Source organism: Vibrio ishigakensis, from assembly GCF_024347675.1.
Taxonomy (GTDB): Bacteria; Pseudomonadota; Gammaproteobacteria; order Enterobacterales; family Vibrionaceae; genus Vibrio; species Vibrio ishigakensis.
Genome location: NZ_AP024882.1, coordinates 801,387 through 814,546, shown reverse-complemented (window position 1 = coordinate 814,546; position 13,160 = coordinate 801,387). Strand labels below are relative to the sequence as shown.

General features: G+C 46.4%; 10 protein-coding genes. 3 read left to right on the top strand and 7 right to left on the bottom strand.

Going from position 1 to position 13,160, the window contains the following annotated elements:
- Window positions 1-56 precede the first annotated feature (56 nt).
- Window positions 57-965 carry an aldo/keto reductase gene (locus Pcarn_RS17510; RefSeq protein ID WP_261837211.1) on the bottom strand — a complete coding sequence of 303 codons (909 nt, stop codon included), beginning with the start codon at window positions 963-965 and terminating at the stop codon, window positions 57-59.
- 6 nt (window positions 966-971) lie between these two features.
- On the bottom strand, window positions 972-1,508 hold the full coding sequence (locus Pcarn_RS17505; RefSeq protein ID WP_261837210.1) for a hypothetical protein: 537 nt from the start codon (window positions 1,506-1,508) through the stop codon (window positions 972-974).
- A gap of 432 nt (window positions 1,509-1,940) precedes the next feature.
- Between Pcarn_RS17505 and Pcarn_RS17500 the strand changes: the two genes are divergently transcribed.
- Window positions 1,941-4,001: an alpha-amylase gene (locus Pcarn_RS17500; protein ID WP_261837209.1), complete on the top strand. Its 2,061-nt coding sequence runs from the start codon at window positions 1,941-1,943 to the stop codon at window positions 3,999-4,001.
- Between the two features lie 193 nt (window positions 4,002-4,194).
- The gene (locus Pcarn_RS17495; RefSeq protein WP_261837208.1) at window positions 4,195-5,793 is read left to right on the top strand and encodes a BCCT family transporter; all 1,599 of its coding nucleotides are present in this window, start codon (window positions 4,195-4,197) and stop codon (window positions 5,791-5,793) included.
- A gap of 141 nt (window positions 5,794-5,934) precedes the next feature.
- Here Pcarn_RS17495 and Pcarn_RS17490 read toward each other — a convergent pair whose 3' ends face one another.
- Window positions 5,935-6,711 carry a siderophore-interacting protein gene (locus tag Pcarn_RS17490; protein WP_261837207.1) on the bottom strand — a complete coding sequence of 259 codons (777 nt, stop codon included), beginning with the start codon at window positions 6,709-6,711 and terminating at the stop codon, window positions 5,935-5,937.
- A 196-nt stretch (window positions 6,712-6,907) separates the two neighbouring features.
- On the opposite strand from Pcarn_RS17490, the gene Pcarn_RS17485 reads away from it, so the two are divergent.
- On the top strand, window positions 6,908-7,474 hold the full coding sequence (locus Pcarn_RS17485) for a cytochrome b (protein ID WP_261837206.1): 567 nt from the start codon (window positions 6,908-6,910) through the stop codon (window positions 7,472-7,474).
- 38 nt (window positions 7,475-7,512) lie between these two features.
- On the opposite strand, the gene Pcarn_RS17480 is transcribed toward Pcarn_RS17485, so the two are convergent.
- From Pcarn_RS17480 to Pcarn_RS17465, 4 genes are all read right to left on the bottom strand, one after another.
- Window positions 7,513-7,908 carry a YHS domain-containing (seleno)protein gene (locus Pcarn_RS17480; protein WP_261837301.1) on the bottom strand — a complete coding sequence of 132 codons (396 nt, stop codon included), beginning with the start codon at window positions 7,906-7,908 and terminating at the stop codon, window positions 7,513-7,515.
- A 190-nt stretch (window positions 7,909-8,098) separates the two neighbouring features.
- Complete coding sequence (locus Pcarn_RS17475; protein WP_261837205.1) at window positions 8,099-9,463, bottom strand: NCS2 family permease; 1,365 nt, start codon at window positions 9,461-9,463, stop codon at window positions 8,099-8,101.
- A 250-nt stretch (window positions 9,464-9,713) separates the two neighbouring features.
- Window positions 9,714-10,970, bottom strand: coding sequence for a YeeE/YedE family protein (locus Pcarn_RS17470; protein WP_261837204.1), 1,257 nt, complete (start codon window positions 10,968-10,970; stop codon window positions 9,714-9,716).
- 274 nt (window positions 10,971-11,244) lie between these two features.
- Entirely contained in the window at window positions 11,245-13,122 is a 1,878-nt protein-coding gene (locus Pcarn_RS17465) for a bifunctional metallophosphatase/5'-nucleotidase (protein WP_261837203.1), read from the bottom strand.
- Window positions 13,123-13,160: the final 38 nt, after the last annotated feature.

The following is a 13,160-nucleotide window of genomic DNA, read 5'->3' as shown; positions in this document are numbered from 1 at the left end:
AACTAAATCCAAGGAGAGGGGAAAATTAAAGGCGCTAGGCTCTTTTAACCTATGGGTTATGGCACACCGTGACCTTTCGAGGCGATCCACACGCGATACCACTGCTCATTGGTCATCTCTAGCTTGAGTGACTCAACCGCCGTTTCCACGCGCTCGATCTTACCTGAGCCAATGATAGGCAACGGGTTTGAAGGTAGTTTACGAACCCAGGCATAGATAACCTGATCGATACTGCTCGCACCTAGTTCTTCTTTAAGAAGCTCAAGCTCTGCACGAACACGCTCTGCTTGCTCGGTAGAACCGGTAAAGATGCTACCACCACCAAGGCAAGACCACGCCATAGGGCGAGTACGTACCGTCTGCATCAGGTCTAGAGTACCATCGTGAGCAACCTCGAAGTTAAGCGGGTTGATCTCAACCTGATTGGTCACAAGCGGCGCATCCAAGCGAGACTGAAGCAGTTCAAAACCGCGCGGAGTGAAGTTCGACACACCAAAATGATTCACCTTGCCGTCAGCTTTAAGCTGAGCGAACGCCTCTGCCACTTCATCGGCATTCATCAATACATCGGCGCGGTGCAGAAGAAGCACATCGATGTTATCCACCTGCAAGTTTTTAAGTGAGTTCTCTGCAGACGCAATGATGTGCTCTTTGCTTGAGTTGTAGTGGTTAACCTTACGCTCTGGCGTCTTGTCACCGCAAAGCATGATGTTGCACTTAGTCACTATCTCAATCTGATCGCGCACGCTTTTGTCTAAAGCTACCGCTTCACCGAACAGACGATCACACTCATAGTTGCCGTAGATGTCTGCGTGATCGACAGTCGTTACTCCAAGCTCGATATGCTTTTTCAGAAAAGTCAGGCGTTCTTGCGCTGACATATTCCAATCCACTAAACGCCAGTAGCCCTGTACCAGTTCTGAGAACTGTGGACCTTGCGGCGCCATAGTTACTTTGTTCACCATATTTCCCTACTTATTTTGGAATGTTATTTGAATTGTTTTGTTGTCGCTTTGCCAGATAGCCAAAGCGTTAGATTCTGCGTTGAGCCACACAAGTGTTCGCGGGTAAATGGCACTGTAGCGCCCAATTAGGCTAAGTACTTCTTTATCCACCTGCTCAGCAGATTTTCGTGTCAATTGCTCAGTCACCTTATAATTTTCAGTGCCCAAGTCTATCTCTATAAGTTGGAAGCCATCCGCTCTAAGCCCTAACTGCATTTGGTTAAAGGCATTCAGGCTAAAAGCACCTTCTATAGAAAGTGTATTCTCTTCCCCATCCCACTGCCCGAAGATTTTTGCAGAATAGAGAGAGACTTCATCACTGCAATACAGCACCTGCTCACTCTCACTGCACTCAAACCATTCTTGGCTTTGAGAAAATTCTCGCTCCGACCAAGGTGCGAAATTGTCCGATATAAACGGGTAAAACCAATTTGGATGCAACGCTGCGTGAGAAGAGATACTCGCAAAGAGAAGGCCAAGGATGGGGAGTTGGCGAAGAAGCATGAATAGAACTCAAAAATCTAGATACAGGAAAGGTATAGGGTTCAGAGGCTTGAAAACAGAACCAGATTCACAGTTCACGAAAAAAAGGCAAAAAAAATGGGGCACGCTAGTTACCCCGAAAGAAACGATTAATACGAGCTACTAAAATCATGGGTAAAGAAGTGATTGCAAATTAAACACAACTTATAGCCCATTCATTAAGCTAACTCTGCAGCCCTTTAATCATATGCAACCGTGATGAATTATTAAAACACCATACTGTAAATGTGTGGACTCGATCTCCTTTGGTAGATACGCAAAAATCCGCAAACTTGCACCGACCTCTACAGTTGATGATCACGGTTACAAAATGTAATTCCTATAATTGAGTCGATTCGAACAGTTATTCATCATTTACCAAACAGATACATATGGAATTGATGAAGAAGACTTATGAAGTTAACTCAAATCGGCCTTTTAGTTGCCGGGATCTGTGCCAGTGGTTCGCTGCTAGCAGAGCCTAACATTACAATTTCAACCTCGACCACCAGTCGAGATTTCCCAATCTCAGCAGATCAGCCTTTAGTTGTACCCTTAAATAAAGAGCAATACATATTTAAGGTTACTGGTATTGAGGGTGAGTGCTCCGCTCCAGAAGAACAAAAAGTGCGATTTAATCGCCCCCTTGGCATCAACTGTGGCGCAGACACGGAACTTCCTTTCAATATCCGCTTTGCCGGTGATTACGCCATTACCTACGATGACCAAGCTCAAACCATTTCAGTAAAGCGCCAACCTAAAAAGGCAGCCAAGAAAGAGTTCGTGCGCCCTATTCCACAGGTAAGCTGTGAAGTATTTACCGACAAACCAGTGAGCATCGATGTTGCTGGCACCTTCCAAGATGGCACTGAGCTGGTTGAATCATTCAGCGGTCAAACCGCTGAAGTAAAAGATGGCAAAGTCAGCCTAAATCCAAGTCGTAGCAACGGCGGTGTAATGCTGTTAGAAAAAGCAGGTTCCGAGCCAAGCAAAGAAGAAGCTCTGGACTGGCGCAACGCTAACATCTACTTCGTGATGGTGGACAGGTTCAATAATGGCGACAGCAGTAACGACCAAAGCTATGGTCGTCAAAAGGATGGGAAAGAAGAGATCGGCACCTTCCACGGCGGTGACCTTAAAGGCGTAATTGAAAAGCTCGATTACATCCAATCACTGGGTACCGACGCTATCTGGCTATCCCCGATCGTTGAGCAGGTACATGGCTTTGTGGGTGGCGGTAACAAGGGTTCATTCCCGTTCTACGGCTATCACGGCTATTGGGCACGTGACTTCACTAAGATCGACCAAAACTTTGGTAATGACGAAGACCTAAAAACCCTAGTTACTGAAGCTCATAAGCGCGGTATTAAGGTAATGCTAGATGCGGTAGTGAACCACCCAGGCTATGCAACGGTTGCTGATATTCAGCATGACAAACTCAATGTGCTAAAAGGCTCAGCCAAGGGGCAAGATCTGACCCAATGGAAACCAGAACCTGGCAAGAACTGGCACTCAGTGAATGACCTAGTAGATTACCAAAATGACAACTGGTCACAGTGGTGGGGCAAGGATTGGGTTCGTACCGGATTACCTGGCTATGACAGCCCAGGAAGTAGCGATAAAACTCTAACCCTAGCTGGCTTGCCAGACTTTAAAACAGAATCAGAAAAACTTGTTACCCCACCACAATGGCTAATTGATAACCCAGGCACTCGTGTTGTTGCGAAAGAGAACTATCGCGTGGCGGATTATCTAGTTGAGTGGCAAACCGACTGGGTGAAGCGCTTCGGTATCGATGCCTTCCGCGTGGATACAGTAAAACATGTTGAAGGTGAGGTTTGGCTAGACCTTAAAGCTAAGGCAAGCGAACGACTAGCTGAGTGGCAGAAAGCCAATAATCGTAAACAAGAGCCATTCTGGATGATGGGTGAGGTTTGGGGACACTCTCCATATCGCTCTCCATACGCTGATGAAGGCTTCGATGCTCTGATCAACTTTGATATGCAGAAGAAGCTAGACAAAGGTGCGGCGTGTTTCTCATCTATGTCAGATACCTATGCGAACTACAGCAAGGAAATCCAAGATAACCCCGGCTACACACCAGTGAGCTATATGTCCTCACACGATACTGAGCTGTTCTTCTCTCGCTTTAAGTCGTTTGAGATGCAACGTGATGCCGCTAGCGCATTGCTGCTCTCACCGGGGGCAATTCAGGTTTACTACGGTGATGAAGTCGCTCGCGATATCGGTCCGTATGCTGACGATTTCCATCAGGGGACCCGCTCAGATATGGTGTGGAAACTAGATAAAGATCGTGAAGCACTTCTTGATCATTGGCAGACTCTAGGACAGTTCCGTCAAAGACACCCTTCAGTGGGTGGCGGCGTACACACTGACCTTGCTCAGGAGCACGGTTTCGCCTTCTCTAGAACCTTGGATGATGATGCAGTGGTTGTATACTTTGCAGGCAAATAGTGCATAAATCAGGCATAACAATGGCGTTTATTTAAACGCCATTTTTTATGCCCAATCCATTGATACACATAGGCTACGGGAAGATTAACTTCCACTTTTAATCAATCTAACTTTACAAAAATGAAAAATTAGTCATTTTTTTTGCTATGATACGCGCTCATTTTAATCGCGCACGGTTGCGCTTTGAGGGATCATGAGTCAAACGACTGACAAATATAGTATTGAAAACACCGACTATTCCGTCGGACAAGATAACATTCAAAAATGGGGCTTTGATGTCCACAATCCGGTCTTCGGATTCAGCGCTGGGTTAATTATTCTTTTCCTAGTCGCCCTGCTGGTAGTCGACCCAGCAACTGCAAAAGCCGCCCTTGATGGAGCCAAATGGCAGATCATCGGCAACTTCGACACCCTCTTCATGTGGTCCGGTAACATCTTCCTGATCTTCTGTATCGGCCTAGTCCTTTCCCCTTTCGGTAAAATTCGCATCGGTGGCGCTGACGCCAAACCCGAGCACTCCAATATCTCATGGATCGCTATGCTATTTGCGGCGGGTATGGGTATCGGTCTGATGTTTTGGGGCGTTGCTGAACCTGTTGCCTACTTCACTGGTTGGTTCGAGACTCCACTGGGCGTTGAAGCTTACTCAGAGGAAGCAAAGCGTGCTGCACTTGGCGCGACTATGTTCCACTGGGGCCTGCACCCTTGGGCTATTTATGCTGTAGTGGCACTGTCGATGGCGTTCTTCGCCTTCAACAAGGGCCTGCCACTTTCCATCCGTTCTGTGTTCTACCCACTACTTGGCGATAGAACCTGGGGCTGGTTTGGTCACATCATTGATATTCTAGCGGTACTGGCGACCCTATTTGGTCTTGCTACATCTCTAGGTCTTGGCGCACAACAGGCGGCAAGTGGTCTTGGTCATGTATTTGGTCTTGAGGCTAACATCGGCTTGCAACTAGGCATTATTGCCTTTGTTACCACGCTAGCTATCGTTTCAGTTATCCGAGGCATCAATGGCGGTGTTAAGGTTCTGAGTAACGTAAACCTGATTGCAGCGTTTGCACTGTTGGTTTTCGTGATCATCGCTGGCTTCTCTATCTTCTTCGATTCTCTGACCACAACATTGACTGGCTATGTCGAAAATATGCTGCCATTGATGAACCCATATGGTCGTGAAGATGAAGCTTGGATGCACGGCTGGACTGTATTCTACTGGGCTTGGTGGATCTCTTGGTCACCATGTGTAGGTATGTTCATCGCACGTGTATCTAAAGGTCGTACCGTACGTGAGTTCATCAGTGCCGTGATCATCATCCCTACCCTAATCACCCTGGTTTGGATGTCAGCATTCGGCGGTATGGCAATCGATCAGGTTGTGAATAAGGTCGGTGAGCTAGGTCAGAACGGTCTATCGGATATCACTCTGTCGCTGTTCTACGCCTATGAAGCAATGCCAATGAGTTCAATCCTGTCAGTGATGTCTATCGTGCTGATCATGGTGTTCTTTATCACCTCATCGGATTCAGCATCGCTGGTAATCGACAGTATTACAGCTGGCGGTAAGGTAGATGCACCAATCCCACAACGTATCTTCTGGGCGTCAACAGAGGGTGCAATTGCAGCAGCTCTGCTGTGGATTGGTGGTACGGAAGCAATTCAGGCTCTACAGGCGGGTACTATCTCAACTGGCCTGCCGTTCACCATCATCTTGCTAGTGATGTGTGTCAGCTTGGTTATGGGTATGAAGACCGAGCTAGAGCATAAGAAATACGATTACGCGCCCGCGTAATAGTTGCTTCTTGAAATAACTAGCCAAGCCGTAAAAAACGTCATCCCGGAAGTTGCAAAGCAACTATCCGGGACCTTCCACCACGGCACCTGCAAAGATACCGGATAAGTCTTCCAGACTTTCCGGTATGACGGGGCTCAATCAATACCCACTACTCTTAGCATCTTCCTGCTTAATCGCTTTGTGGCCATCCTCTGAAACGCCCTGTTTCCAGTAACTACTGATATAGATGCTGTCCTTATCTATCTCTTTCTCGTTTCTAAAGTACTGACGCAATTCGCGCATAGAGTCGAAGTCACACGCTACCCAAACAAACGGCGAGCCATCTAGCCAAGGTTGGGCTTCAGCGCTTTCGGATAAAGAATCCTCTTCAACTAGCCAAGTGAACTTGAAACCCGTTGGCGCTTCAATCTCTTGAATGTCGTCACTCTGTTGAACCTTAATAACAGCGTAGCCTTTGGCATCGCGAGGTAAGGTTTTTATCTTGGCAGAAAGCGCGGGAAGTGCAGTCATATCCGCGACCATAAAGAACCAATCCGCTGCCATATCAATATCGGCAATTGGGCCTGGTCCCATGATACTGACATTATCCCCTGCTTTAGCATTGTCAGCCCAACGAGCGGCAAAGCCACACTGCAGATCCTTGGTAATGTGGCGCACGAAATCCACCTCGATACTGCTTGCCTCAGGCATGAACTTGCGAATGGTGTAGGTGCGCATGACAGGGCGCTCACCTTCTACCATTTCATGTATGGCATTGCCTGCACTATCGAACAAGAACTTGATGTAACTTCCTTCGCAATCGGCAGGGAAGTTGGTTAGGGCTTCACCTTGAAGGGTAATTCTTTGCATATTTGGAGAGACACGTTCTGAGCTAACCACGGTAAGGTGCTTTGGCGTCGGCTTTTTTCTATTCATTTTTTATCTCGGTTTCCTCTCTATTCTTTAATTAGATTAGCAGAGGCTAGGCAAGTGTATTTGGATATCTGAAATCCAATAATGCGATAAAAACCATAACGATTTTAGGTCTTTACCTATCTTTACACTCTTTACCGTACACTTGTAACACTACTATGAGAATATATCTGGAGATACATAACTTGCAGAGGTAACTATGTCGCTAGATATTACTTCAAGCCAAGCTAGCCCAAAGTCTAGTTCAGGCTTATCCAAACCCACTATCGCACTACACTGGGCTGTCGCTATCTCATTCTTGGTCGTTATTTGTATTGGCGTATATATGGTCGATATGCCAAGAGGACCAGAAAAAGGAGAAATGATTGGTCTGCACAAATCATTGGGTGTGCTTGTTCTTGCTCTTGCCTCGATACGAGTAGCTTGGCGCTTTAAAGAAGGGAAAATAAAGTCTGTAGCAAAGCTTGATGCAGTGAAACAAAAAGCGGCGGACGCTGTGCACGGTTTATTGCTATTGGCAACAATCGCTATGCCTCTATCTGGTGCAATAATGAGTGTTGCGGGCGGCCGGAGCTTGGACTTCTTTGGACTAGAACTTATTGCGGCTGGTGATAAGAATGAGAGTCTGCAAAGCATCGCTCATACTTTCCACGTCAATGCACCCTATCTTATCTATGCCATTTTGGTGCTACATCTCGCAGCGGCAATCAAGCATCACTTTATCGATAAAGATGCCACTCTAAAACGCATGTTAGGCAAAGGCTAAAACAATAAAAACCCAGAACTTGGTTCTGGGTTTTCTCTTTATTGGGTAAGAAGCTGAGGCCAATTTCTATCACCCTTGGCAATATTGCCGGGTATATCTCTTTGCCACTTGGCTTGAATGGATTTGTTGTAATTCAGGTAAAGCTTACCGTCATGGATATGCCAAGCATTTGGGTCAATCTTAGCGGTATAGCCCTGACTCACCGCCCAAGCACAATAGCCTCCGTATTGAGGGGCAAACTTTTCAGGGTCGGCCTTAAAGGCATTTCGGTTTTTCTCGGAGGCGAAATACCAAGTCGCATCATTCCATTCATACTTGTGCTTCTTACTGCCCTCTACTGGTTTGCTCTCAGTAAAATAAGCCACTGGGTCATAGCCTTGAATCGCTTTACCAAAGAAATCACTGTAGACAGGCTCTAGTGCCAGTGCCGGCATTGAAATAAAAACAGAGACAAAGAAAATCGCGCTTGCCCTAGCCAACCATCTGATGATCATCCCAAATCCCTCAATTTCTTAGACCTTGTAGATAAAGAAATGACTAGCCTTGGGAATCTTTCAAACTCTAAGCAAAAAAATACCCAGCCAATGGCTGGGTATCTCGATAAATTAGTTTGTTTGAAAAATCTTAAATAGCCCAACCACCAGCGTAGAAGACTACTAGCACGATAGTGATAAGCACCACACCAAGGTTTAGCTTCTTCCACTCACCTGATACTAGACGACCTACTAGCAAACATAGGAAGCCAAGCATAATGCCGGTTACGATGTTACCGGTTAGTACGATGAATACCGCACACACAAGGCCAGAAAGGGCGTCTACTGAATCGTCAAAATCTAGCTTGCGAACATTGCCTAGCATTAGCAAGCCAACATACATGAGTGCAGGGGCTGTCGCATAAGCAGGAACTAGATAGCTGATTGGTGCTACGAACAGGAGTAGTAGGAACAGAACACCAACTACAACTGCTGTAAGACCAGTTTTACCACCAGCAGCCGTACCTGCAGCAGACTCGATATATACCGCCGCTGGAGCGCCACCTACAGCACCAGAAACGATGCTTGATACTGAGTCAGAGGTAAGCGCCTTACCACCATCGATGATGTTACCTTTCTTGTCCAGAAGGTTAGCTTGGCCTGCAACTGCGCGGATCGTGCCGGTTGCATCAAAGATAGCCGTCATTACAAGCGCAAGAACACTTGGCAGAACCAGTGGGCTTAGCGCACCCATGATGTCCATTGAACCAATCAGTGAGTTTTCACCACCGAACGAAGGCAGAGCAAAGAAGCCTTGATAGGTAACGTTTGGATCGAAGATAAGACCGAATACTGAAATAGCAATGATAACCAGAAGGATACCGCCAGGTACGCCACGCTTTTCCAGGCCAAAGATAGCTGCCAGACCAAGAACAGACATCAATACAGGGAAAGACGTGAACTCACCAAGGGTTACAGGAAGGCCAGCAACTGGGTTCTTGATCACCAGACCTACACCGCTCGCTGCAATAAGAAGAAGGAACAGACCGATACCAATACCTGTACCATGAGCGATGCCGTATGGCAGGTTAGTCAGAATCCACTGACGCACACCGGTTACAGTAATTGCGGTAAACACTACACCCATCAAGAATACGGCGCCAAGAGCAACAGGAATCGATACACCCTGCCCCAACACTAGGCTAAATGCGGTAAAGGCAGTAAGCGAGATAGCACAACCAATTGCCATTGGAAGGTTTGCCCAAAAGCCCATCAGAAGAGAACCAAAGGCCGCTACCAAACAGGTTGCGATAAATACTGAGCCCTGATCAAAGCCTGCAGCACCAAGCATACTCGGTACTACGATCACCGAATAAACCATGGCTAGGAAGGTTGTTAGACCGGCTACCAATTCGCGACGAACGTTACTGCCACGCTGTGAAATAAGAAAACGCTTATCTAGCCAACCACCACTGGTTGGAGTGTTGTTGTCCTGAGTTGATGTGTTATCGGACATGTTTTTTCCTTCGTTAATTTAGAAAGACCACTGGATTAAAATTCATTGCGCCTCAAGCCTAGTTGAAGAGGCGGAGAAAGGTCGTACTCAGTTGTCTTTATTAGAGCGAGATCGCTTCAATCTAGGTCAAAATTTCAGGGGCGAGAAAATACAGGAAAACGTTTGCGTGCACAATAAGCCAGATCCAAGGTTTCATTTTTGAAAGGAAAAGGGAGCCGATTGGCTCCCTAATGATATACGTGAAATTAATCTATTGGGTAACTGGCTGAGGTGTTGGTGCAGCTGCAATCAGCTTAACCTTACGAGCGAACTGATTACCCAAAATGCCCCCTACAACTAAGGCTCCAAAGAACACCCAGCCAGACAGAGAGAAGTTAGCAATCGGTGTATAAAGCGCACCTACGTTACAGCCATTAGCAAAGCGCGTACCCACACCCATTAGAAGGCCACCAAGAGAGAAGAGTGCATACTGCTTGGCTGAGTATTGAGCCTGAAACGGTGACGCCCATTTCCCAAGCCAAAGCACAGCAACTAAGGTCCCCAGCAAGATGCCTAGGTTCTGTACCGATACCCCGTGCTCAAAGAAAGGCAATGTGAATAGCTTCTCTGGACGATGAGTGAATGATGCTACTGCACCCGAATCAATACCCAGAGCAATCAATAACTTACCAAACCAAAGACCAAACGGTGTAGAAGCGCCCCAGCCTGCTGATGTAGTGGCCATCATGATGCCAAAGATCACCGCAATAACAATCGCGGCAAAGCTCATGCTCCACAAACCGCTAAACATAGCTAGTGGTGAATCCGATTTCTCTAGTTGTTCACGGGCTTTCTCGCCATCGACACCAAGGTACGTACCATCTTGCTTGCGACGGACTTCATAGCGACGGGCAATATAGATAGTTAGAGTGGCAAAGGCGATAGTCACCAACACAGACATCAAATAACCATTCAGTGGTCCCCATGCGAACAAATCAGGAAGGAAGACCCCCTTGCCTTCAAATGAAGAAGTAGACACTAGCGTCTCGGTTACTAGAGGAGATGAGGCTTGAATTGGGAAACCGATAAACACGCCGATACCGAACATCAATAGAGTTACCAATGCGCGTGGTACATCACTCACCATCTCAACCATTACGCCTGATGCACAGCAGCTAGATAGACTCATACCAAAGCCAAACATCAAACCGCCCACGATCAAACCAAGGTTGATAGGATTAATCCAAAGCGAGTATTGCTCGATACCACCGCCTAAAAGCAGGCCAGCGTTGATAACGGCAGTGACGACAAACATCAGCATCAAGGTTTGAATAAGCTGAGTCGAGCCACGGCGATAAGCACGGTTCACGCTACCTGCAAAACCGATAGAGCCTTTGGTTAGCGCAACACCTAAACCTAATCCAAGTAAAAGCCTTAAAAAGATATCTTGCTGCAGAGCGAGCGCTCCGATGATAACAATGCCTAAACCTAGGGCGATGCCGACACGTGTCTGTGTTTCTCCTTGCACAACTATTCCTCTATACCACTGTTTTTTTAATTGGGAGAAAGATAGTAATGCGCAATTTCGAAGAGCAATAATCCAAACACTTATAAGTCATACCAATCGTTTATAAAGTATGGCTTTTTGCCCAGAGGCAAAGCGAAGATATTCGCTAACTAATTGTTTTTAAATGGGAGCCACACCTATAAGCCACACCTAGGTGTAAGGCTAGCAAATATGTAACCTTAGATTAGGGGCAAAAAGCCGGCTACTTGAGCCGGCTTCATGTCAGGCAATAGAACTAGTTCTTTGGGATAAAGTTCTGGACTGCCATCTCAGATGCATCTGGAATATCTAGGTTCTCGCCACGTTCATGTAGCATCTCGATATACTTAATCAGAGAATCAGTATAAAGAAGGCCGGTATCTTCACGACGTGATTCATCTTCATAAACTGGGACGAATGAGTCATAACGGTCACCACCTTGAGCGATGAAATCGTTGGTCACGACTACATAGATCTCGTTAAGCTCAATGTCATGCCACTCTCCAAACGAGCCATCTTTGTCCTTACGACGCGCTTCGACATTAGTAATACGCTGACCCTTGGCAGCGTTCATATCCACATCAAAACTAAGGTTAGCTGCAACAGGGAATGCACCGCTAGAATCATTCTCAACCACGTTGTCGATCGCATCTTCAATGGTGTTGATAATCTCTTGCCCAGTCATATCAAGGTTTACCAGCAAGTTGGTGAATGGAAGCACATTAAATGCATGACCTACAGAAACGTCACCCTCAGGAATAGAGGTACGAACCCCACCGCTGTTCTGAATCGCGATATCAGCACGAATAGACAGTTCCACGAAAGCTTCAGAAACCACATTGCCCATGATACTGCCGTGTTTGTTCATGAACTCACGCTCAGGACTACCCTCAGCACAAAGTGCACCAGAAGAGTGGCCTGAACCAGGGGTGCGCTCGTTACAAAGCAGACCATCACTGAAGCCGATGACTTGTTCCATTTTCTCATCTACCAACTCTGCGTAGTAAGCCAGTTTGTCAGCTGTAGTCTCGTCTTCAGCAACAGAGCTTAGAGCCTTTTCTTGGGCAATGTATTGCTTGATGGTTTCAAGCTCTTCAGGTGTGTGAACTGCACTTGGGTTATCCTCAGCATCAAAGTCCGGATGAATAAAGTCATCACCTAGCAGTACGTGTGGAGTACCTGCGCACTGGGTCACGTTACCTTGAGAATCGAAGCTTACATTCAGCTCGCCCAATAGCAGCGCATTTTCCCAAGCTTGAACAACACAAACATCGTTACCATCTGCATTTTGAACGACTGTTGGGTATTCCCCTTCCGGAGTACCAAAACCAATTTCTCTATGCATGTCACTATCAGCAAGCAGTGAGTGGCTATCACCGCCAACAATTACATCTACACCTGAAAGCTGCTTAGCCATAGCAATATCATTGCTGTACATATAGTGAGTAAGCAACACAATCTTATCGACACCCTTCTCTTGTAGGATATTGATGTATCGTTGTGAGGTTTCTACTTCATCCAAAAATTCTGTATCAGGAGACGGAGATGAAGAAGCTTGGGTCTTACTAGAGATATCGATACCAATAACACCCACCTGCTGACCTGCTACGTCGAAGATCTTGTATGGGTCATAAATGCCATAAATAGGGTTTGTAGACGGCACTTCAATGTTTGCAGCCAACACTTCCGTTCCACATGCATCTTCACCGTTCTTCAGGGTATTGATGAAGTGAGCAAGTTGCTCATTACCGTCATCAAATTCGTGATTACCAAGAGCAAACGCATCAAAGCACACTTGGTTCATCATCAATGCATCAGGCAACTCCTCGCGGAACAAGCTGTAATACATGGTACCTGTAATCGCATCACCTGCGTGAAGACGCAATGTATTGCTATTTTGTAGCTCATTAAACTTGGTAACCAAGCGCGGGAAACCACCAATCTCTACCTGCGTATCTACACCACCTAGATTCAAAGCAACAGGGCCTGTCGCATCCAATTTAGAATGATGGTCGTTGATATGAAGGATACGAAGATTCAATGATTCTCTATCTTGATTATCATTATCTGAGCTTGAAGAGTTACAGCCCACGAGACCTACAGCAATAGCAACTGCTAATAGTTTCTTGTTCATTTTATATTTCCATGCCTTTGTAAATATGACCACAGACA